The organism is Pseudomonas sp. B20, assembly GCF_020515755.1.
Lineage (GTDB): Bacteria > Pseudomonadota > Gammaproteobacteria > Pseudomonadales > Pseudomonadaceae > Aquipseudomonas > Aquipseudomonas syringae.
The window spans coordinates 153166-174501 of record NZ_JAHPJG010000013.1 but is presented as its reverse complement, the minus strand read 5'-3'; the positions used below and the strand labels follow the sequence as shown (position 1 = coordinate 174501).

The following is a 21336-nucleotide window of genomic DNA, read 5'->3' as shown; positions in this document are numbered from 1 at the left end:
CAAGCATGCCTTCTCGTTTTACCCATCGCCCGCAGCTGCGCCAACTCATCGCTGCCTCCAGTCTTGTTGCCCTGGTAGCCTGCGCAGAAAAACCCACTGCAGCCGATGCCACGCCTCTTCAATCCAGCAAAGTGCAGACAAACGCTCCTGCCGTAGCGCCTACGCCAGCGCTGGTCGTTGATGACAACCTCACGATTCAGCCCGCCGTCAGCTTCAGCGAATGGCAGGCCGGCTTTCGTGCCCAGGCTTTGAAGGCAGGTATCCGCGCGGACGTATTCGATCTGGCATTTGCCGGCGTCACCCCCGACATGAGCGTGGTCAAGGCCGACCGCAGCCAGCCTGAATTCAGCCGCCCGGTCTGGGAATACCTCGACGGTGCCATCTCTGCCGCACGCGTACGCAAGGGTCAGGCGCTGCTTTCGCAGTATGCCGACGACCTGCAGAAGATCGAGCAGCAGTACGGCGTGGATCGTCAGGCGCTGGTCGCGGTATGGGGCATGGAAAGTAACTTCGGGTCGTTCCAGGGTACGCAATCCGTCATTCGCTCACTGGCAACGCTGGCCTACGAAGGTCGCCGTCCCGGCTTTGCACAGAGCCAGTTGCTGGCCGCGTTGGAAATCATCCAGCATGGCGACATCACCCCGGACAAAATGCTCGGTTCGTGGGCCGGTGCGATGGGTCAGACGCAGTTCATCCCGACTACCTACAACACCCATGCCGTGGATTTTGACGGCGATGGCCGACGTGATATCTGGAACACCCCTGCCGATGCCCTCGCCTCCACTGCGCACTACCTGCAAAGCTCCGGCTGGCAGCGTGGTCAGCCCTGGGGCTTTGAAGTGGTGCTCGGCTCGGGATTCGATTACTCGCTGGCCGACTCGACGACCCGCAAGAGTCTCGCAGAATGGCAGCAACTGGGCCTGAAACAGCCGGACGGCTCCGCCATTCCGGTCGCTGCCAGCCAGCAACAAGCCGCCTTGCTGTTGCCGGCCGGTTATCGCGGGCCAGCCTTTCTGGTGCTGGACAACTTCCGCGCGATTTTGAAATACAACAACTCGACTTCCTACGCGTTGGCGATCAGCCTGCTTTCCGATCGCTTCAAGGGCGCGGGCTATGTCGTGGGCAGCTGGCCACGCGGAGACCTGCCGCTGAGCCGCTCAGAGCGCATTGAGCTGCAAACCCTGCTCTCGGCACGCCAGTACGACGCAGGCGCGCCAGACGGCATTATCGGCGCCAATACACGCAAGGCTATCCGCAGTGCGCAGCAGTCGTTCGGCTGGCCAGCCGACGGTTACCCGACGCATGAATTGCTGGAGAACCTGCGCAAGCCTGTCGGGCAGTAATCGGGAGGACGCAAAGCGTCCAGAACGGCATGCCAACGCGGAGCGTCGGCACGATAGTGTTCTTACGGACGCCTATCGTTCCTCACGCTCCAGCGTCGGAATGCATTTCCGGACGCTCTGCGTCCTATCTCGACTTACGATGCGGCGAAGAGCGTGACGCGGAGCGTCACGAACTGCATGCCAACGCGGAGCATCGGCACGATAATCAACCGCAAAAAAGAAGGGCCAGGTATCACTACCTGGCCCTTCTTGTTTTTGCGGCGTGTTGTCAGAGCATCGCCTTGGCGATCTTGGCCTGCTCGTCGGCGTGGTACGAGGAGCGTACCAGCGGCCCGGACGCGACGTTCTTGAAGCCCATCTTGTAGCCTTCTTCGGCGAACCAGGCAAAGGTGTCCGGGTGGACAAAGCGCTGCACGGGCAAGTGATTGCGCGAAGGCTGCAGGTATTGACCCAGGGTCAGCATGTCGATGTCGTGTTCGCGCATGCGCTGCATGACTTCGATGACTTCTTCGTCGGTCTCGCCCAACCCCAGCATCAGCCCGGACTTGGTCGGTACATGCGGTACCATCTGCTTGAAGCGCTGCAGCAGGGTCAGCGACCACTGGTAGTCCGAACCCGGACGCGCAGCCTTGTACAGACGCGGTACGGTTTCCAGGTTGTGGTTGAACACATCCGGCGGCTCGGCGGCGGTGATTTCCAGCGCAACGTCCATCCGGCCACGGTAATCCGGTACCAGCGTTTCGAGCTGTACGCCCGGCGACAGCAGGCGGATTTCACGGATGCAGTCGGCGAAGTGCTGAGCACCGCCATCACGCAGGTCGTCACGGTCCACCGAGGTGATAACCACGTACTTCAGGCGCAGGTCGGCAATCGCGATGGCGAGGCTTTTCGGTTCGTTGACGTCGAGCGGCTTCGGACGGCCGTGGCCCACGTCACAGAACGGGCAGCGACGGGTGCAGATGTCGCCCATGATCATGAACGTTGCAGTGCCACCGGAGAAGCATTCGCCCAGGTTGGGGCAGGATGCCTCTTCACAGACGCTGTGCAGCTTGTGCTTGCGCAGCAATTGCTTGATACGGTCGACTTCCGGAGAAACCGGGATGCGTACGCGAATCCAGTCAGGCTTCTTCGGCAGGTCTACCGTCGGGATGATCTTGACCGGGATGCGCGCAACCTTTTCCGCTCCGCGAAGCTTGACGCCCGCTTCGACTTTCGGACGGGCCACTCGCTCGGAAACATCCAGCGTCGGGATCAGGGTTTGCACGGTGTCAGTCATAATGGTTTATTCCGCCCGTAAGGGTCGCCTGCTCAGCGTAGTCGAGGTGTTTGACGAGCTGCGCACGCAGTCGGGCACTTACCTCGGAAAATTCTATCTGCCCTGCCTGATCGCTCAGTTGGGTCATGGCCAGTCCGGCGTATCCGCAAGGGTTGATGCGGCGAAACGGCTCAAGGTCCATGTCGACGTTCAACGCCAGACCATGAAACGAACAGCCGTTGCGAATGCGCAGACCGAGCGACGCTATTTTCGCGCCGTCAACGTATACGCCGGGGGCATCAGCCTTGGCTGCAGCCTTGACGCCGTAGTCGGCGAGCAAGGCGATGAGGGTGTTCTCGATCCGGGTGACCAGATCGCGAACGCCGAAACCAAGGCGCCTGACGTCCAGCATCAGATAAGCCACCAGTTGGCCCGGGCCATGATAAGTCACTTGGCCGCCACGATCGACCTGTACGACAGGAATATTACCCGGCAGCAGCAAATGCTCGGCCTTGCCGGACTGTCCCTGGGTGAAAACCGGCGGATGCTGGACCAGCCAGACTTCATCGGCAGCCTCGCGACCACGCTCGTCGGTAAAGCGCTTCATGGCGTGCCAGGCGGTTTCGTAATCGATCAGGCCCAGATCACGAAAACCCAGCGTAGCCGCCATCAGAGCACCATGTGCACGAAACCCGTAGCGCGCAAGGCACTATTGATATCGCGCAACTGGTCTTCGCCGGTAGCGACAATGTGCAATTGCACAGTGGTGTATTTGCCGTTGCTGCTCTGACGCTCGGCGAGCGTCTTGAGATCGACCGTGGCATGCTTTTCAAGCACTTCCATCACGGCCGCCGTAAAGCCCACACTGGTGTCACCGATCACCTTGATCGGATAGTCATTGCAGGGAAATTCGATTTTGTGCGACTTGATGTCGGTATCAGTCATGGCAGTAAAGGTCTCACAAGCCGTGACGACGGACACGCGGCCCGCTCAGATCATGAGCAGGCCGCGAGAAGGTCGGCATTGGTTACTGGATCAGTTGAACAAGCCGTAGAAGAACAGGCGGATGCTATCCCACACGCGGCGGAAAATACCACCTTCTTCAACCCCATCAAGAGCGATCAGATTGGCGGTGTGGACCACCTGATCGTCTTTCTTGACCTCGACCTTGCCGATCACGTCGCCCTTGGCGATTGGCGCAACCAGTTGCGGGTTCATGGTCATGCTGGCAGACAGCTTCTTCATGTCGCCTTTTGGCATGGTCATGCTCAGATCTTCAGCCAGACCGGCCTTGACCTGACGCTCGGCGCCTTTCCAGACCGTGGCCTGGGCCAGCTCGGTGCCCTTCTGATAGAAGTTCTGGGTTTCGAAGAAACGGAAGCCGTAGGTCAGCAGCTTCTGGGTTTCAGCTGCACGAGCCTGTTCGCTGTTGGTGCCGAACACCACGGCAATCAGACGCATGCCGTCACGTACAGCCGACGACACCATGCAGTAGCCGGCTTCATCGGTGTGACCGGTTTTCAGACCGTCAACGGTCTTGTCGCGCCACAGCAGCAGGTTGCGGTTAGGCTGCTTGATGCCGTTCCAGAAGAACTCTTTCTGCGAGTAGATCGCATAGTGAGCCGGGTCTTCGTGAATGATCGCGCGCGCCAGGATCGCCATGTCGTGAGCCGACGAGTAGTGCTCAGGGTTCGGCAGACCGGTCGGGTTCATGAAGTGACTGTTGGTCATGCCCAGATCGGCAGCAGTCTTGTTCATCATGTCGGCGAAGGCATCTTCGCTGCCGGCAATGTGCTCGGAGATCGCGACGCTGGCGTCGTTGCCCGACTGAATGATGATGCCGTGCAGCAGATCGCTGACCGTGACCTGGCTGCCGACCTTGATGAACATCCGCGAACCGCCTGTGCGCCAGGCGTTTTCACTGATCGTCACCGGATCGTTTTCGCCAATCTGGCCGCGACGGATTTCCAGGGTCGCGATGTAGGCGGTCATCAGCTTGGTCAGACTGGCAGGAGCCAGGCGCTGATCACCGTTGTTCTCGACCAGAACGTTGCCGCTGGTGGCATCCATCAGCACGTAGGCCTTGGCCGCCAGTTGTGGTGCAGCAGGCGTCATCTGCTCTGCCGCCCATACAGTCGGGGTGATGATCAGTGGAACAAGCAGGCACAAACGTTTTGCAAAGGTGGTGATGTTCATCCGTCTCTCGAGAATCCTAATGGGCAAACATGCCCTTGCGGGCAAAACTGAACAGACCGGCGAAGCGAAACGCCTCGGTACGGCTCGTGGCGCCAGGCTGTAACCCTGGCTGACAAAGTCGCCTGTTCGACACACGACCTTGTGGGCAGTTACCTGCAACGCTTGCCCTGAAAGCAAATCTGCGCCGCCTGCGACTGCATACCGTCCCCCATTATTGCCGGAGAACGGTTGTCGAAAAACTTACTGATCCGATGTCACTACACTCGGCTGGCCCAGATTGGCCGACCTGACGCTGTTTTGCAGCTGCTGGGCTTCACCCTGCGTGTCGATCGGTCCCATCCGCACTCGATAAAGCGTTTGCTGATTGCGCGCTATCGAGCTGACGAACACCGGCGCTCGAACCATCCCGCTCAATTTCGACCTCAGGAGTTCCGCAGCGTCCGGGTTGGCGAAGGCTCCCACCTGGAGAAATAGCCCAGCGGCTTGTCCTGAAGCGTTTTTTTTTGCGTCAACCTGCATAGGCACGACAGGTGCAGCGTGCTGCTGAGGCGGTGGTGTGTACTGCTCGACGGTGCCGGTCGAGGTGGACAGCGCAGGCGGCGTCGCCTGGGCAACGACCTGCGGCTGATTGAGCAACAGCGGCGCCGGACGCCCGCGTTGCGCCCACCATTCCTGCGGGTCGATACCCTCGACCTTGACCCGTGCCGTGCCGCTTTCGGCATAGCCGAGCTTTTTGGCGGCCGCGTAGGACAGGTCGATGATGCGGTCGGAATAGAACGGCCCGCGATCGTTGACGCGCAGGATCACCGTGCGATTGTTGTCCAGGTTGGTCACTTTGACGTAGCTGGGCAGCGGCAGGGTCTTGTGCGCGGCACTCATGCCGTAAAGGTCATACACCTCGCCATTGGCGGTGTTCTGACCATGAAACTTGGTGCCATACCAGGAGGCAGTGCCCGAAGCGACGTAACGCTTGGCATCGCTCATCGGGAAATAGGTTTTTCCCAGCACCGTGTAGGGGTTGGCCTTGTAGGCGCCGGTGTGCAGGGTTGGCGTTGCATCAGGGATACGCGAGACATCCACATCCCACCATGGCGCGCCGTCCTTGTGGGCACGGTTGATATCCAGCCCCGGCATCGAGCGCACCACGGCGCCGCCTTTTGGCGACTGCGACGACGTTGTGCGTGACGGCGACGAGCAACTGGCAACCAGCACTGCCAGGCCGGTCAGCGCCAGAAGCTTGAATGATTGAAGAATCGGCGATGCCCGCATTACTTTACGCCTCGAGCTTGAACCAACGATTCAGACAGCTGATATACGGCCATGGCGTACATCACACTGCGGTTATAACGAGTGATTGCATAAAAATTGTTCAAACCCAGCCAGTATTCAGGACCATTGTCGCCTTCCAGACGAAACGCCGTCACCGGCATATCGTCGCGCAGCGCATCATGACTCGCCCAGCCCAGCTGTCGCAACTCCCCGACCGACATTACCGGATCAAGCGCAGGGCTCAACCCCTCGTCAACCCGGTCGCCACGCGCCGTGGCACGACTGACCACCGGCTGACCGGCCACCCAGCCATGACGCTTGAAATAGCTGGCGACACTGCCGATGGCATCGTCCGGGTCGGTCCAGATGTTGATATGACCATCACCGTCGAAATCCACCGCGTAGGCGCGGAAGCTGCTCGGCATGAACTGCGGCAGCCCCATTGCCCCGGCGTACGAACCCTTGAGGGTCAGAGGGTCGACCTGTTGCTCGCGAGCCAGCAGCAGAAACTCGCGCAATTCCTTGCGGAAGAACTGGGCGCGTGGCGGGTAATCAAAGCCAAGCGTCGACAAGGCGTCGATCACCCGGTAATTACCGGTATTGCGGCCGAAGAAGGTTTCTACACCAATGATCGACACGATGATCTGCGCCGGCACGCCGTATTCCTGCTCGGCGCGCGCCAAGGCGGCCTCATGCTGACGCCAGAAGTCGACACCGCGTGCGATGCGCGTATCGGTGATGAACATCGGCCGATACTCTTTCCACTGCTTGACCCGTTCGGCCGGGCGGGAAATCGCATCGAGGATGGCCTGCTTGCGCTCGACCTCCCGGAACAGGCTCATCAACTGCTCACCGGCAAAGCCATGATCGCGGGTCAGCTCACCGACGAATTCCGCCACCTGAGGCGACCCTTCATAGTCGCCAGCCAATGCCTCTTGCACCGAGCCAAGGATGCCCACCAGACCGACCACCGGAGCATATCGAGCCCAGTTACGCACTGCTTGCATTGAATAATTCACCTTAATCAAACTTGAGCGATCCATTTACGATGTGTATGGATCGACATCAAAACCCCAAACGCTGACAGTAGGGTCACGAGCGAAGTTCCGCCGTAGCTAATGAAGGGCAACGGCACCCCCACCACTGGCAGCAGGCCACTGACCATACCGATGTTGACGAAAACGTAAACAAAAAACGTCATGGTCAACGCGCCGGCCAGCAGTTTGCCGAATAATGTCTGCGCCTGTGCAGTGATCACAAGCCCGCGGCCGATCAGCAGCATATAGATGATCAGCAGCGCACAGATGCCTACCAGGCCGAACTCTTCACCCAATACGGCAATGATGAAGTCGGTATGGCTTTCCGGCAGAAAGTCGAGGTGCGACTGGGTGCCGAGCAACCAGCCTTTGCCGAACACGCCGCCCGAACCGATAGCAGCCTTTGACTGAATGATGTTCCAGCCGGTCCCCAGCGGATCGCTTTCGGGGTCCAGAAACGTCAGTACGCGTTGCTTCTGGTAGTCGTGCATGAAGAAGAACCACATGGCCACCGCTGCCGGTACGGCCGCCGCCAGTACGCTGATGATCCAGCGCCAGCGCAAACCGGCCATGAACAGCACGAAGGCACCCGACGCCAGAATCAGCAGCGACGTCCCCAGGTCGGGCTGGCGCACGATCAGAATGAACGGCACACCGACCAGGGCGAGACTGACCGCCACATGCTTCAAATGCGGGGGCAGCGTGCGCTTGGACAGGTACCAGGCGATGGTCGCCGGCATGATGATCTTGAGAAACTCCGAAGGCTGGAAGCGGATCACCCCGGGAATGTTGATCCAGCGCGTCGCGCCCATGGCGTTGTGGCCCATGACATCCACCACCACCAGCAGCAGGACGCCGATGACATACAGCACCGGCACCCAGCGCGCCATGAAGCGCGGCTCCAGCTGGGCGATCACCACCATCGCCACCAGACCGATGCCAAACGAACTGGCCTGCTTGATCAGCAGATCCCAGTTCTTGCCGCTGGCCGAATACAGCACGAACAGGCTGCCCGCCGCCAGCGTCAGCAGCAGGATCAGCAATGGACCGTCGATATGAATGCGCTGCAGAAACGTGGCGCGGCGACGCATCACGTCTTCACTGGACAGGATGCGGTCGAAATTACTCTTCACGGGCCGCAGCCTCCAGATTCAGGGATCCGGCGTACTCGGGTTTGAGATGGCCGTTTTCGTCGAGCAGCCAGGCGTCCAGGACCTGACGCACGACGGGGGCAGCAACGCCGGAACCGGACTCACCGTTCTCGACCATCACTGCAACAACGATTTTCGGGTTGTCGGCCGGGGCGAAGCCGACGAACAAGGCGTGGTCGCGGTGACGTTCCTGCACCTTGGTGCGGTCGTATTTCTCGCCCTGCTTGATGGCCACCACCTGGGCCGTACCACTCTTGCCGGCAATCCGGTACTGCGCGCCAATAGCGGCCTTGCGCGCCGTACCGCGCGCGCCGTGCATCACTTCCTGCATGCCGTGGTTGACGCGTCCCCAGTTGGCCGGGTCGCGCAGCACGATGTCCGGCATCGGGTTTTCATCCACAGGCGCCTTGCCTTCGATGGTTCTGGCCAGGTGCGGACGGTTCCACACCCCCTTGTTGGCCACCAGCGCGGTCGCCTGGGCCAGTTGCAACGGCGTTGCCTGCATGTAGCCCTGACCGATGCCGAGGATCAGCGTCTCGCCGGGGAACCACGCCTGCCGGCGCGTGGCGCGCTTCCACTCACGGGAAGGCATCAGGCCGGGAGATTCTTCGAACATGTCCAGCGAGACCTTCTGCCCGATACCGAACTTGTTCATGTAGGTAGCCAGTCGATCAATGCCCACCTTGTGCGCCAGATCGTAGAAGTACGTGTCATTTGAACGCATGATCGCCGTATCCAGATCGACCCAGCCATCGCCGGTGCGGTTCCAGTTGCGGTACTTGTGATCGTAGTTGGGCAGTTGGTAATAGCCCGGATCGAATACCCGCGAGCCAGGCGTCACTGCACCGGTATCCAGCCCGGCAATCGCCACCGCAGGCTTGATGGTCGAGCCCGGCGGGTACAACCCTCGCAGGATGCGGTTGAACAGCGGCCGGTCGATGGAATCGCGCAGCTCGGCATAGGCCTTGAAGCTGATGCCGGTGACAAACAGGTTCGGATCGAAGCTCGGCGCACTGACCATCGCCAGCACTTCACCGGTGGCCGGGTCGAGGGCGACGACCGCACCACGACGCCCGCCCAGTGCGGCTTCGGCGGCTTCCTGAAGTTTGATGTCCAGGCTCAGGACGATGTCCTTGCCGGGGATCGGGTCGGTGCGCTTGAGCACACGCAATACGCGACCACGGGCGTTGGTCTCGACCTCTTCGTAGCCAACCTGACCATGCAGTTCGGGCTCGTAAAAGCGCTCGATACCGGTCTTGCCGATATGGTGCGTGCCGCTGTAATTGATCGGGTCGAGGCTCCTGAGCTCTTTTTCGTTGATGCGCCCCATGTAGCCGACCGAGTGGGCAAAGTGCGGCCCTTGCGGGTAGTGCCTGACCAGTTGCGCAACCACTTCGACGCCCGGCAGGCGGAACTGGTTGACGGCGATCAGGGCGATCTGTTCTTCGCTCAGCTCGAACAGGATGGGCACCGGTTCGAATGGCCGACGCCCCTGTTTCATGCGCTTTTCGAAGATGATGCGGTCGTCAGGGGTGAGCTGCAGGATCTCGACAATGGTGTCGAGCACGCTGGACCACTCGCCTGCACGTTCACGGGTCATGCTGAGACTGAAACTGGGCCGGTTGTCGGCGACCACAACGCCATTGCGGTCGTAGATCAGCCCACGGCTGGGCGGAATCGGCTGAACGTGAACGCGGTTGTTTTCCGAAAGCGTGGAGTGATAGTCGTACTGGATGACCTGCAGGTAATACAACCGGGCAATCAGCACGCACACCAGCAACACCACCGCCACTGCACCGAACACGACCCTGCCGCGCACCAGGCGTGCGTCCTTTTCGTGGTCTTTGAGGCGGATCGGTTGAGACATTTAGGCCGTATTCACAGTAAAGACGATGCTACTTGTGATAAGGGTGCCCGGACAGGACCGTCCAGGCGCGATACATCTGCTCGCCGATCAGAATGCGCACCAACGGGTGCGGCAGGGTCAGCGGCGACAGAGACCAGCGTTGTTCACTGCGGGCACAGACTTCAGGCGCCAGCCCCTCGGGGCCGCCGACCATCAGGTTGACCGTACGCGCATCGAGACGCCAGCGATCGAGTTCGACCGCCAACTGCTCGGTGCTCCACGGTTTGCCCTGCACTTCCAGGGTGACAATCCGCTCGCCCGGCTGCACTTTCGCCAGCATCGCCTCGCCTTCCTGACGGATAAAGCGTGCGACGTCGGCGTTTTTGCCTCGGGTATTGAGCGGGATTTCCACCAGTTCAAGCGCAAGCTCGGAGGGCATCCGCTTGGCGTATTCGTGCCAACCTTCTTCCACCCACTTGGGCATGCGCGAACCCACAGCGATCAGACGCAGACGCACATCAAAGCCTTATTCGTTGCCCGGTGTGTGGTGCGCAGCGCTGGCAGCACGGCTTTGTTCTGCACCCTGCCACAAGCGCTCGAGGTCATAGAACTGGCGCGCCGCAGCGGTCATCACATGGACAATCACATCACCCAGGTCCAGCAGGACCCAGTCGCTGTCGCCCTTGCCTTCTTCGCTCAGGGACTTCAGGCCGGCAGCCTTGACCTTGTCACGGACGTTATCGACCAGTGCGTTCAACTGACGGTTGGACGTGCCGGTGCAGATCAGCATGTAGTCAGCGATGCTGGTCTTGTCGCGCACGTCGATGGTCAGGATGTCAGCACCCTTGACCTCTTCAAGGGCTGCAATCGCAACATTGATGACGTCTTCACTGCTCATTTTTTGCTTTGTCATATAAAACTCATTCAGCTCGTATGTGTGGGACCGTCCAGACGCTTGTCGATCAAAGCAGTTTCAGGACGACCCATCAGTGTTCGGCGCGCGGTAAAGTCCGCGTGCATCGATATAGGCCAGTACCGCGTCTGGCACCAGAAAACGTACCGACTTACCGCTGGCCAGCAGTTGACGGATCTGGGTGGCAGACACCGATAAAGGCGTCTGCCAGACGAATGTAATCTGTCCACCCGGCCCTTTCAGGGCCTTGGGATCGCTGACTGCGCGGGCCGCCAGCAGATTGCGCATGGCATCCGGCGACTCGCTGTCCGCGTCCGGGCGTTGCAGCACCACGATATGGCAGTGCTCCAGCAGTTCTTCCCATCTGTGCCAGGTCGGCAGCCCGCAAAAGGCATCCCAACCCAGCAACAGGAACAACTGGTCGCGAGGCGCCAGTTCAGCGCGCATCGATTCCAGTGTGTCGAGGGTGTACGACGGTTTGTCACGTTTCAGTTCACGGTCATCCACCGTCAGGGGCGACACACCCGCAACGGCGCTCTGGACCATCGCCAGACGATCCTCGGCGGTGACGCTCGGCATGTCACGATGCGGAGGCCTGGCGCTGGGCGTCAGGCGCAACTCATCGAGTTCCAGCAGTTCGGCCACTTCGAGCGCACCGCGCAAATGACCGATATGAACCGGGTCGAACGTGCCCCCAAGCATGCCGATACGTCTGGGCAGCGCGGTCATGGGGCTATTCAAGTCAGGCTTGTCCGCGCAATTGGCCGTCACCGATCACGATGTACTTCTCGCAGGTCAGCCCCTCAAGACCGACCGGACCGCGGGCGTGCAGCTTATCAGTAGAAATGCCGATCTCGGCACCCAGGCCGTATTCGAACCCGTCAGCGAAGCAGGTCGGCGCGTTGACCATGACCGAACTGGAATCGACCTCGGCCATGAACCGGCGCACCTGACTCTGGTGGTCCGACACGATGGCATCGCTGTGATGCGAGCCGTAATGGTTGATGTGCTCGATGGCTTCATCCAGACCGGACACGACGCGAATAGACAGAATCGCGTCCAGGTACTCGGTGTGCCAGTCGTCCTCGGTGGCCGGGATCACGTCGATCAAGTCACGGGTACGCTCGCAACCGCGCAACTCGACGCCCTTCTCGCGAAACTGCGCGGCCATCGACGGCAAAAAGTCGGCTGCAATGGTCTGATCGACCAGCAGGGTTTCCATCGCGCCACAGATCCCGTAACGGTAGGTCTTGGCGTTGAAGGCGATCTTCTGCGCCTTGGCCAGATCGGCGTGGGCACTGACGTACACATGGCAGATGCCGTCCAGATGCTTGATGACCGGCACCCGCGCGTCGCGACTGACGCGTTCGATCAAACCCTTGCCGCCACGCGGAACGATGACGTCCACGTACTCGGGCATGGTGATCAGCGCGCCAACGGCTGCACGGTCGGTGGTTTCAACCACCTGCACGACCGCAGCGGGCAGCCCGGCCTCGGCCAAGCCGCGCTCGATGCAGGCCGCGATGGCGCGATTGGAATGAATGGCTTCGGAACCACCGCGCAGGATGGTTGCGTTTCCGGACTTCAGGCACAGACTTGCCGCATCGATGGTCACGTTCGGACGTGACTCGTAGATGATTCCGACAACACCCAGCGGCACACGCATCTTGCCGACCTGAATACCCGACGGCCGATAGCTCATGTCGCGGATCGCACCGACCGGGTCCGCCAGCGCTGCTACCTGACGCAACCCGACGATCATGCCGTCGATACGTGCGGGGGTCAGGGCCAGACGCTCGAGCATGGCCGGCTCAAGGCCGTTCGCCTGACCATTGGCCAGGTCCAGCGCATTGGCGGCAGACAGCTCGGCGCGGGCTTCGTCCAGAGCGGCGGCAGTGGCCTGCAGGGCGCGATTCTTCTGCGCAGTGCTGGCACGGCCGATCACTCGCGAAGCTTCGCGGGCGGCGCGACCCAGGCGGGTCATGTAGTCAAGAACGGACTCAGTCATTGGTCTCAGAGGTCTTGGCAAAGAGGAAAGCGGCTGATTATAGCTGTCGTGCCGCCCGAACGACAGCGCAGACAGGCGGATGGTCGATATCAGTGCGCAGTTTTTTCGTCACCGTGGCAGGCGTTGCCGGCGGCCATGCGCAGGCTGGCACCCTGCATGGGCATAACGGCTTGTCATGATTCGGTCACGTTCAGAAACAACAAAGCGCCTAATCCAGACACATTCAGCTGCAATTAAAGTTGCGCTTGTTATTATCGGGCTCTTTCTCAATGTACCCGCCCGACTATGCCCACAGCCCTCCCCGACCACTTCTTTCATCGCGATGCCCAGGTGCTGGCGCGCGCTCTGCTGGGCAAGGTCATTCGCCACAAGGTAGGCGACCTGTGGCTGGCCGCGCGGATCATCGAAACCGAAGCGTACTACTGCGCCGAAAAAGGCAGCCATGCCTCGCTGGGCTACACCGAGAAACGCAAGGCGCTGTTTCTCGACGGTGGCCACATCTATATGTACTACGCACGCGGCGGTGATTCGTTGAATTTCAGCGCCGAGGGGCCGGGCAATGCCGTGCTGATCAAATCGGCGTTTCCCTGGACCGACGCAACCAGCGACGAAAACGCGCTGGCGCAGATGCAACTGAACAACCCCGACGCCAGCGGCGCGATGCGCCCTGCGCAACGGCTTTGCGCTGGCCAGACGCTGCTGTGCAAGGCGCTCGGCCTGAAAGTCCCGGTGTGGGACGCCAAGCGCTTCGACCCTGAAAAATTGCTGGTCGAGGACGTCGGTCAGACACCCGAACGCATTATCCAGACCACCCGACTGGGCATTCCCGCCGGGCGCGATGAGCACTTGATGTATCGCTTCGTGGATGCCGGTTACGCCCGTTTCTGCACACGGAACCCTCTAAGACGCGGTCAGGTCGAAGGCCGCGACTACTTATTTCTCGATCAAGGAAACTGACCGATGGGCGATCTGCTCAATGGAATGACTGGCTGGCTGACCGCAAACCCTTCCTGGGTGGCTGTCGCGATCTTTTTGGTGGCCTTCATTGAATGCGTCGCGATCGTCGGGATCGTCGTGCCGGGCACGGTCATCATGTTTGCCATCGCCGCCCTGGCGGGCAGCGGCATACTGCCGTTGAGCGAAGTGCTGTTGCTGGGTTTTCTCGGCGGGCTGCTGGGTGACGCGGTGTCGTACTTCGTAGGCCGGCGCTTTCATCAGAATATCCGTCAATTGCCCGGCCTGCGCACGCACCCGGAGTGGATGGAAGGTGCGGAAAAATACTTCCACCGTTACGGCATTGCCAGTTTGCTGGTGGGACGCTTCATCGGTCCGTTGCGCCCGATGCTGCCGATGATCGCCGGCATGTGCGACATGCCGCTGCCGCGCTTCGTAGCGGTCAGCGTGCTGGCGGCGGCAGGCTGGTCGATTGCCTACCTGATGCCGGGCTGGGCGGCAGGCGCAGCGATTCGCCTGCCACTGCCGGAAGGCTTCTGGCCCGAGGCGGCCGTGGTCGGCGGCGGGCTGGCCGTCCTGTTCGGGCTGAGCATCCAGAGCAGTATTCGCCAGAAACGCTACGCAACCCGCCTGATTTCCGCGCTCAGCCTGATGCTGGTCGCGGCGCTGTTCTTCGGCTTCCCGTTGCTGGCCGACTTCGACAACGGCCTGATGACGCTCATCCAGGAACACCGCAGCGAAGCCACGCAGCACATCGTGGTCTTCGTCACCAGCATTGGCGATTTCAGGGCGCAATTGCTGGCCGCCAGCCTGCTGATCATCGTACTGGCGGTTGCCAGGCAATGGCGCCACGCAGCCTTTGCTCTGATCGCCACACTGGGCACCGCGATCGCCAACGGCATCCTGAAAACGTTTTTCGCCCGCGCTCGCCCGGAGGTGCTGTTAGAGCCGCTGACCACGTACAGCATGCCCAGCGGTCATAGCTCGGCAGCCTTTGCGCTGTTCATGACCCTGGCAGTGCTGGCCGGACGCGGCCAACCCGTGCGGCTGCGCCTGACCTGGATGCTGGTCGCCGGTATTCCGGCTTTGGCAATCGCGCTGTCGAGGGTTTACCTGGGCGTTCACTGGCCTACCGACATTCTCGCCGGCATGCTTCTGGCGTTCTGTGTCTGCGCTGCCAGCCTGGCGTTCATTCAACGCAAGGACCCCTTGCCGGCCATGTCGGTGCGCGTCTGGTGGCTCGTCGTGCCCGCCATGACCGCCTTGCTGGGCATCTTCGCCGTTCGTGCCCTGTCGCATGGCGTGCTGCGTTACCAGTATTGATCGACAGACCTGATCGCGCCCGCACATGACGGGTGCGACACTGCTCAAATCTGGCACCTTGCCAGCGCTCTTTCGAGGCGTTGACTACACTCTTCAGGGACAAATGAGTGTGCGATGGCGTGATCGAAGGAGTGTTGATGTCTCCACTGGATGGTTATACGGCGCTGCCCTCCCGGCAGCGCGGCGCGATCGGCCTTATGGCGGCGCTGACCATGGGCCTGGCATTGCTGTGCACGCTGACCGTTATCGACAGCGGCAGGCTGTATCTGGAAAAGCGCTCGTTGCAGCGGGTTGCGGACATTGCCGCACTGGAAGCGGCGGGCCGTAGAGGAACGTGCAGCGGCACGGCAGCCACTGCGCCCGATTTCGCCAATCAGAGCGCCACGCGCAACGGTTTCACCCCGAATACCGATGGCCGCACCCTGGTAACCCGCTGCGGAACACTCACCGTGGACGTCGCGGGGCCTCGCGTATTTGTCGCCGATTCGACGCAGGCGCTGGCTATTCAGGTGGTCGCGGCTCATCCGGTGCCACGCAGCATTGCAGCCGGCATTGGCGCCCTGTTCGAAAAAACGCCCTCCCCACCCAACGTCACGATCAGCGCCACTGCCGTGGCCGCCAGCGCCTCGCCGCTGGCGGCACTGACCATCCGCAGTGCGGGAGTCACTGTGGACAGCACCGGTGCCGCGCTCCTCAACCCGGTGGTCGGCAGCCTGCTGGGCGGCACGCTGAACCTGAGTGTTGCCAACTGGCAAGGCATTGCAGACACCAACCTGAGTCTGCTGAGCTACCTGAACAGGCTGAAAACCGACCTCAGCCTCACGGCGGTTGGTTACAACGATGTACTCAACACCTCGGTTTCGGTCAGTCAGTTGCTGCAGAGCGCGATCAATGTCATCAGCCCCAACGCAACGCTGGGCGGTGCCGCCGCCATTCAGGGCCTGCAAGCCTTGAAGCTGGCCTCCGGAGCAACCACCGTGCTGCTGGGTGATCTGCTGTCCGTGCAGAGCGGCGCTGACCTCGCCGCGCTGAATACCAATCTGCGCCTGATGGATCTGGTCCAGGGCATCGCGCAACTGGCCAATGAAAAGACCGGCGTTCTGACCGCGACCCAGATCAATGTCGCCGGGCTGGCGCAGGTCACCACACGCATTCAGGTGATCGAGCCGCCTCAGCTGTCGGCGATCGGCGACCCGAGCAAGATCGACCCGCTCGACCCGCGAAACGGTGCCAACCGGATTTACGTGCGCACGGCACAAATGCGCGCGCTGGTGTCGATCAACCTGCCGGTGCTCGGCACGATAACCTCGCTGGCCAATACCGCAGGTTCAGTGATAGGCAGCCTCACGCCGATTCTCAACAGCGCATTGGGCCTGAACATTGCCGGGCTGGGGACCTCGGCCACCTGCGCGCTGGGACTCACCAGTTGTATGGTGACCGACTTCAAGTTTCTGACCTCCGAAGGCTCGTCAAACGCAGGTCCGAGGATCGACATGAGCCTGTCAATGGCCAGCGCCGACAGCTACGTCACCGGTTTTACCTGCACCAGCAACGCCAGCAAAACCCTCAGCGTCAAGACCGACGCAGCGCTGCTCAGCGCCAAGATCGGCTGGATCGACAGTTCGTCGGCCTTCCCCGCCAGCACTGATCCCGCGGCAGTCACCGCCCTGCCGCTACCGGTCATCGATATCGGCACCATGACCTGTCAGAAAATCGCCGGGCTGCTGGGTAACTGCACCGCGCGCAAACCTTTTGGAGGTGGCGGTATCGGCCTTACCTTCGACAACGTCAGCCAGTCGGCACTGGGCAGCTCGACGGTAACCAGCACGACGTTCAGCTCGCCCAACCTGCCGGAGATCAGCAGCGCCCCGTTTTACCTGACACGCGTTGCGCACACCAAACCGAGCACCTTGCTCAACGGCACGGCTTCAAGCGTCAAAGTGAATGTGTATAAACCGGCGACCAGCAATGTGCTGGGCAACGTCATCACCGGTGCGGCCGGCACCCTGAGCAGCCTGACCCTGGCGCTGGATGCGATTGTCGACGACACCCTGACACGCTTGCTCACGTCGGTCGTCGACCCGTTGTTCGAATCACTGGGTGTGAGCATGGGGGCCACCGACGTCGGCTCCAATCTGAGCTGCAACCTGGGTCAGGCGACGCTGGTGATCTAGCTGCCGGTCTGATCGGCGTTGAAGATCGGCAGCTCGATCTGGAATCGAGCGCCCTCACCGACGTTGGCGACGCTGAGCTGGCCGCCCATCTGGTCGACAATGCCGTAACTGACGGACAAGCCCAGCCCGGTGCCGACACCGATCGGTTTAGTGGTGAAAAACGGCTCGAAAATACGCTCCAGCAACCGCGGATCAATGCCCCCGCCGTTGTCCTGGACCGCCAGGCGGATGATATTTTCATCGCGCTCGGCCTCGACACTGATCCACGGCTCGAAATCCCGGTCCTTTTCCCGGCGCGACAACAAGGCATCACGGGCGTTGACCATCAGGTTGATCAGCACCTGCTCAAGCTGATCGACATGGCCACGAACCTGCACCGCGTCGATCATCGCGCCGACCCGCAACTGCACGGCCTTGCCTTTCATGCCTTCAGCCAGCATCGAGATCGTGCCTTCCACCGCCTGGGCCGGATCGAACAACTGCTCCTCTACCTCAGAGCGGCGACCGAATACCCGCATATGATCGACCACCCGGGCGGCACGCTGCACCTGGGTGTCGATGCGATTGAGTTTTTCGGTGAGGTATTCGATGTCCACATCACCCCGGCCCAGACGCTTGAGAACGTTGACCACGGCCATGCGCATGACGTTGAGCGGCTGATTGATCTCGTGGGCCAGACCGGTGGACATCTCGCCAAGCGTTGCCATCTTCGCGCTCTGATTCAACTGCATGCGCGAGCGACGTACATCGGTGTTGTCACGGCCTACCGCCTGCACTTCGACCAGTTTGCCGTGCTCATCGAATACTCCCCGGTCGGCCCATATCCACCAGGCATACTCGCGTCCCGGCAGCTCGATGCAGATTTCTTCGGTACTCACCGGCGCTTCCGGAGTCAATTGACCGATACGCCGGATGAACGCCTCACGCTGCTCGTCCGACAGCCAGTCGCCCAGGTTGATCCCGGTCAGTTGCTCGGGTGTGCACTCCATATAATTGGCCAGCGGCCGGTTGCCGAAACTCAACACCAGGTCCGGCGTGTAGCGGCAGATCATGGCCGGCGAATCCTCGACCAGAATGCGGTAACGCTCCTCGCTGCGCCGTATATGCTCGGCGGCCAGGGTGGCCTCGGTCACGTCGAGCCACAGGCCCACCGCCTCCACCGGCATGCCAAGGTCGTCACGCAGCAGTCGCGCCTCGTCCAGCAGCCAGTGGTACTGGCCGTTCCTGTTGCGCAACCTGAAACGGCGGCTGACGAATCCTTCGCGCAGCAGTTGGCGGTTACGCTCGAACCAGATGTCGTGGTCGTCGGGATGGATGTATCCCGCCAGTTGCCCATCGACGCAATCGGCCAGCGTCCAGCCCAGCAAAGGCGTGAGGCTGTCACTGAAAAAGGTGGGCTCCAGGTTGCCGTGATCGTAACGCTGCACGTAAATCACGGCGGGCGAGCTGGCAATCAGGTTATCCAGCCGGGCATGCGCGGCGGCGGCCTCGGTTTCCTGATTCTTGATATCGCTGACGTCCAGCATGAAGCCCAGCACTCGCTGAACCTGACCCCTGTTCAACGCCTGCCCCTGGATACGAAACCAGAGGGTTTCCTGAGCGGGGTCGTTTTGTGCCAGACGCACACAGAGCAACAGCGGTGTGCCTTTGTCGCGCAACTGCGCGAGACGACTGGACAGCTCCTGTCGATCGGCGGGATGAATCAGTGCCAGCCAGTCCTGACGCGACAGGCTCTCGACCCGGTCGCCCAGACGCAGACTGCGAGCCAGCTGCGGTGCCAGCAGAACCTCGTCACGATCCGGCAGCAATTCCCACCATCCGGTGCCCAGCAGGTCCTGAAGCACCGCCAGGCGTTCGACATGATGACGGTTGTGTTGCTCGGACAGGCGAAAAAGTACCGGCCCAGCCAAGGCCGAGCACAGGTTCAGCCACTCACGCTCGCCAAGGTCCGGAGCCTGCTGCTGCGCGTTATAAAATCCGAACATCAGCCAGGCTTTGGCAACGTTATCGCGGCTGTGGGGGATCAGAAAACCTTCAGCGTTGCCAAAAACACTTTGCAGCGCGCCCTCATCGACACCGCCGCCAAACCTCAGCTGCTGCGTGGCGTCGACGTTGAATCGATCCAGCGCAGTGCCCAGCCGCTGCCCGACCTGCCACAATTCGGGCGCCGTATGCGCGCTGTACTGACAATAAACACGCCAGCCGACACCGCCCGCCTCCGGCAACACCAGCGCCACACAGGGAATGCGCCACAACTGCGCGAGCTCCTCCAGCTGCTCGCTCACCACCGCAGTCAAGCGGTCGACGTTGCACCCTCGCACACGCTCGGCCATCTGTCCGGCAAACCGCAGGCACTGCTGGCGGCTGCGCGCGGCACTGGCCTCTTCCATCAGGTCGCTGATATCCAGCAATTGCAAGAGCCAGCCCTTGCCATGCGCCTGCACCCAGCCTCGGGCGTGCAAGGTATGCGCATCATCCCCCTTGAAGTCCAGGTCGAGCATGTGCCCCAACCAGTCACGCGGCACCCCTTCGATGACCAGCGCACTGTTGGGCAGCAGCAGACTCATCAAACGCTGAGCCGCCGGCAGTGGCGCAGCGACGTCCAGCCGGGCGAGCAAGTGCGGGCTGATGCTTTGTATACGGCCTTCGTCATCCAGCAGCAGATAGAGGTCTGCACCGATCGGACCGGGCTCGCTCGATACGGGCAACGTCTGCGGCACCTGCGTTGCTTCACCACGGCCCAGCCAACGGCTCAAACGATTCTTTTCAAGGGACAAGTTGCAGACTCGCTTGTGCAGTCAGGTTGCTCGGCAAGCGCGGGACCTCGCCAATGCCAGGGAGGGTCAACAAGGGCAGTACCTGAGCCAGTCGGGTCTTGGGATACTGGATGGTCACGGTCAGAATGCCTGCGCTATAAGTCACGCTGGTATGGTTGACATTGAATCCCAGCGCTGGGGGTATCCACGACAACTGGTTCATGACCACACTCTGAGCCTGACTCTTCAACAGATCGTTATAGCCAGTAACTGTCGGACTGAGGGCCACACTTCTGCGCACCGCTTCACTGGCAGCGGCATTGAATGACTGGACCATGAGCAACGGCAGGCTATAACTCACCATGCCGTAGAACACCGCAAAGAAAATAACGAACACCGCAGAGAATTCAATAGCGGCGGCCCCCTGTTGACGACGGGGCAAGGTATGTTGCAGAACAGTTTTCATATCGACGTCTACCCAGACATGTAGTGCATCAACACAGCATAGATTCTTTCCCGATAACAGGATGTCTTCGGCGTGATGAAATTATTTTTCCTGTTGATATGGTTTGCAATTTGCGCCGAACAGGATGCGCGTTGCAAGCAGATTTCCAACGGGCTGACACTCGGCGCAGCAGCGCTGGCTATTATCTACCTGACGTTGACCGGTATGACCTGGCTCGGCTCGCCTGCGCTGGAGGCCTTGTTGGCCGTGACCCTGGCATTGGCGCTGACATTGCCAGGTTATGCACTCGGCAAGTTGGGCGCCGCAGACGTCAAACTGATGACGGCGTTGGCGCTGGCCTCGAACAGTGCCTATCTGCTGTGTACATTTATTGGCGCGGGCGTTGCCATGGCGACCTGGCTTATCGTCGGAAAGAGTGCCTGGCCCCATGCGCAGCAATGGCTTGCACAACGCTATCGGTATATGAACCCCGCGGCGCCAGATAAACATCCTTTTTCACCTTTTTTATTCGCCGGTTTACTCCTGAGCATGGCACTGCTCCATGAGTCGCATAACGGTGCAGGAAAATTTTAATGCTATGTACATAGTCAGAAAGTACGACTACGGTTAAGTCATGGCGATGGCGTACTGTCACCAACACCCCCA

General features: G+C 60.9%; 19 protein-coding genes. 5 read left to right on the top strand and 14 right to left on the bottom strand.

All coding sequences use genetic code 11. From position 1 onward, the window contains the following. Nucleotides 1-5: 5 nt before the first annotated feature. Complete coding sequence (locus LIX91_RS14580) at nt 6-1343, top strand: lytic murein transglycosylase (protein ID WP_003421065.1); 1338 nt, start codon at nt 6-8, stop codon at nt 1341-1343. A gap of 268 nt (nt 1344-1611) precedes the next feature. Here LIX91_RS14580 and lipA read toward each other — a convergent pair whose 3' ends face one another. The 12 genes from lipA to LIX91_RS14520 all read right to left on the bottom strand — a co-directional run bounded on the left by lipA (nt 1612) and on the right by LIX91_RS14520 (nt 13018). Continuing rightward, nucleotides 1612-2619 (bottom strand): lipoyl synthase, encoded by a 1008-nt coding sequence (lipA, locus tag LIX91_RS14575; RefSeq protein WP_002555327.1) that lies wholly within the window; start codon nt 2617-2619, stop codon nt 1612-1614. Further along, nucleotides 2612-3268 carry a lipoyl(octanoyl) transferase LipB gene (lipB, locus tag LIX91_RS14570; protein WP_003313884.1) on the bottom strand — a complete coding sequence of 219 codons (657 nt, stop codon included), beginning with the start codon at nt 3266-3268 and terminating at the stop codon, nt 2612-2614. The genes lipA and lipB overlap by 8 nt, the downstream gene beginning before the upstream one ends. Then, nucleotides 3268-3543: a DUF493 domain-containing protein gene (locus LIX91_RS14565; protein ID WP_003340907.1), complete on the bottom strand. Its 276-nt coding sequence runs from the start codon at nt 3541-3543 to the stop codon at nt 3268-3270. Before LIX91_RS14565 ends, lipB begins: the two co-directional genes overlap by 1 nt. 90 nt (nt 3544-3633) lie before the next feature. Then, nucleotides 3634-4794, bottom strand: coding sequence for a D-alanyl-D-alanine carboxypeptidase family protein (locus LIX91_RS14560; protein ID WP_226488674.1), 1161 nt, complete (start codon nt 4792-4794; stop codon nt 3634-3636). 240 nt (nt 4795-5034) lie between these two features. Then, nucleotides 5035-6063, bottom strand: coding sequence for a septal ring lytic transglycosylase RlpA family protein (locus LIX91_RS14555; protein WP_004411946.1), 1029 nt, complete (start codon nt 6061-6063; stop codon nt 5035-5037). Further along, a complete protein-coding gene (gene mltB / locus LIX91_RS14550; RefSeq protein WP_004411948.1) occupies nt 6063-7070 on the bottom strand; it encodes a lytic murein transglycosylase B in 1008 nt (335 codons plus the stop codon). The genes LIX91_RS14555 and mltB overlap by 1 nt, the downstream gene beginning before the upstream one ends. Before the next feature lie 17 nt (nt 7071-7087). Further along, a complete protein-coding gene (gene rodA / locus LIX91_RS14545; protein WP_003368803.1) occupies nt 7088-8191 on the bottom strand; it encodes a rod shape-determining protein RodA in 1104 nt (367 codons plus the stop codon). A gap of 31 nt (nt 8192-8222) precedes the next feature. Then, nucleotides 8223-10118 carry a penicillin-binding protein 2 gene (gene mrdA, locus LIX91_RS14540; protein WP_003419344.1) on the bottom strand — a complete coding sequence of 632 codons (1896 nt, stop codon included), beginning with the start codon at nt 10116-10118 and terminating at the stop codon, nt 8223-8225. A gap of 28 nt (nt 10119-10146) precedes the next feature. Further along, nucleotides 10147-10614 (bottom strand): 23S rRNA (pseudouridine(1915)-N(3))-methyltransferase RlmH, encoded by a 468-nt coding sequence (gene rlmH, locus LIX91_RS14535; RefSeq protein ID WP_003313894.1) that lies wholly within the window; start codon nt 10612-10614, stop codon nt 10147-10149. Nucleotides 10615-10623: 9 nt separating this feature from the next. Further along, on the bottom strand, nt 10624-11010 hold the full coding sequence (gene rsfS, locus LIX91_RS14530; RefSeq protein ID WP_003340916.1) for a ribosome silencing factor: 387 nt from the start codon (nt 11008-11010) through the stop codon (nt 10624-10626). A gap of 60 nt (nt 11011-11070) precedes the next feature. Further along, nucleotides 11071-11730, bottom strand: a complete 660-nt coding sequence (gene nadD / locus LIX91_RS14525; protein WP_161420682.1) for a nicotinate-nucleotide adenylyltransferase — start codon at nt 11728-11730, stop codon at nt 11071-11073. A 22-nt stretch (nt 11731-11752) separates the two neighbouring features. Then, nucleotides 11753-13018 (bottom strand): glutamate-5-semialdehyde dehydrogenase, encoded by a 1266-nt coding sequence (locus LIX91_RS14520; RefSeq protein WP_103696295.1) that lies wholly within the window; start codon nt 13016-13018, stop codon nt 11753-11755. 285 nt (nt 13019-13303) lie between these two features. Here LIX91_RS14520 and LIX91_RS14515 point away from each other — a divergent pair, with 285 nt between their 5' ends. From LIX91_RS14515 to LIX91_RS14505, 3 genes are all read left to right on the top strand, one after another. Then, the gene (locus tag LIX91_RS14515) at nt 13304-13975 is read left to right on the top strand and encodes a DNA-3-methyladenine glycosylase (protein ID WP_226488673.1); all 672 of its coding nucleotides are present in this window, start codon (nt 13304-13306) and stop codon (nt 13973-13975) included. 3 nt (nt 13976-13978) lie between these two features. Continuing rightward, on the top strand, nt 13979-15295 hold the full coding sequence (locus tag LIX91_RS14510; protein WP_046271287.1) for a bifunctional DedA family/phosphatase PAP2 family protein: 1317 nt from the start codon (nt 13979-13981) through the stop codon (nt 15293-15295). A gap of 137 nt (nt 15296-15432) precedes the next feature. Next, nucleotides 15433-17469: a TadG family pilus assembly protein gene (locus tag LIX91_RS14505; protein WP_226488672.1), complete on the top strand. Its 2037-nt coding sequence runs from the start codon at nt 15433-15435 to the stop codon at nt 17467-17469. Here the strand turns inward: LIX91_RS14505 and LIX91_RS14500 are convergent. Together LIX91_RS14500 and LIX91_RS14495 are read right to left on the bottom strand one after the other, a co-directional pair. Next, complete coding sequence (locus tag LIX91_RS14500) at nt 17466-20246, bottom strand: PAS domain-containing protein (RefSeq protein WP_226488671.1); 2781 nt, start codon at nt 20244-20246, stop codon at nt 17466-17468. The two genes, LIX91_RS14505 and LIX91_RS14500, sit on opposite strands and share 4 nt — an antisense overlap. Beyond that, complete coding sequence (locus LIX91_RS14495; protein WP_003419362.1) at nt 20236-20691, bottom strand: TadE/TadG family type IV pilus assembly protein; 456 nt, start codon at nt 20689-20691, stop codon at nt 20236-20238. Before LIX91_RS14495 ends, LIX91_RS14500 begins: the two co-directional genes overlap by 11 nt. A 75-nt stretch (nt 20692-20766) precedes the next feature. Between LIX91_RS14495 and LIX91_RS14490 the strand changes: the two genes are divergently transcribed. Continuing rightward, entirely contained in the window at nt 20767-21264 is a 498-nt protein-coding gene (locus LIX91_RS14490) for an A24 family peptidase (RefSeq protein ID WP_032703325.1), read from the top strand. The last annotated feature ends 72 nt before the right edge of the window (nt 21265-21336 follow it).

Coding starts and splice junctions, on each gene's coding strand:
- LIX91_RS14580 (WP_003421065.1), top strand. CDS start 6: ATGCCTTCTCGTTTTACCCATCGCCCGCAGCTGCGCCAACTCATCGCT.
- lipA (WP_002555327.1), bottom strand. CDS start 2,619: ATGACTGACACCGTGCAAACCCTGATCCCGACGCTGGATGTTTCCGAG.
- lipB (WP_003313884.1), bottom strand. CDS start 3,268: ATGGCGGCTACGCTGGGTTTTCGTGATCTGGGCCTGATCGATTACGAA.
- LIX91_RS14565 (WP_003340907.1), bottom strand. CDS start 3,543: ATGACTGATACCGACATCAAGTCGCACAAAATCGAATTTCCCTGCAAT.
- LIX91_RS14560 (WP_226488674.1), bottom strand. CDS start 4,794: ATGAACATCACCACCTTTGCAAAACGTTTGTGCCTGCTTGTTCCACTG.
- LIX91_RS14555 (WP_004411946.1), bottom strand. CDS start 6,063: ATGCGGGCATCGCCGATTCTTCAATCATTCAAGCTTCTGGCGCTGACC.
- mltB (WP_004411948.1), bottom strand. CDS start 7,070: ATGCAAGCAGTGCGTAACTGGGCTCGATATGCTCCGGTGGTCGGTCTG.
- rodA (WP_003368803.1), bottom strand. CDS start 8,191: ATGCGTCGCCGCGCCACGTTTCTGCAGCGCATTCATATCGACGGTCCA.
- mrdA (WP_003419344.1), bottom strand. CDS start 10,118: ATGTCTCAACCGATCCGCCTCAAAGACCACGAAAAGGACGCACGCCTG.
- rsfS (WP_003340916.1), bottom strand. CDS start 11,010: ATGACAAAGCAAAAAATGAGCAGTGAAGACGTCATCAATGTTGCGATT.
- LIX91_RS14520 (WP_103696295.1), bottom strand. CDS start 13,018: ATGACTGAGTCCGTTCTTGACTACATGACCCGCCTGGGTCGCGCCGCC.
- LIX91_RS14515 (WP_226488673.1), top strand. CDS start 13,304: ATGCCCACAGCCCTCCCCGACCACTTCTTTCATCGCGATGCCCAGGTG.
- LIX91_RS14510 (WP_046271287.1), top strand. CDS start 13,979: ATGGGCGATCTGCTCAATGGAATGACTGGCTGGCTGACCGCAAACCCT.
- LIX91_RS14505 (WP_226488672.1), top strand. CDS start 15,433: ATGTCTCCACTGGATGGTTATACGGCGCTGCCCTCCCGGCAGCGCGGC.
- LIX91_RS14495 (WP_003419362.1), bottom strand. CDS start 20,691: ATGAAAACTGTTCTGCAACATACCTTGCCCCGTCGTCAACAGGGGGCC.
- LIX91_RS14490 (WP_032703325.1), top strand. CDS start 20,767: ATGAAATTATTTTTCCTGTTGATATGGTTTGCAATTTGCGCCGAACAG.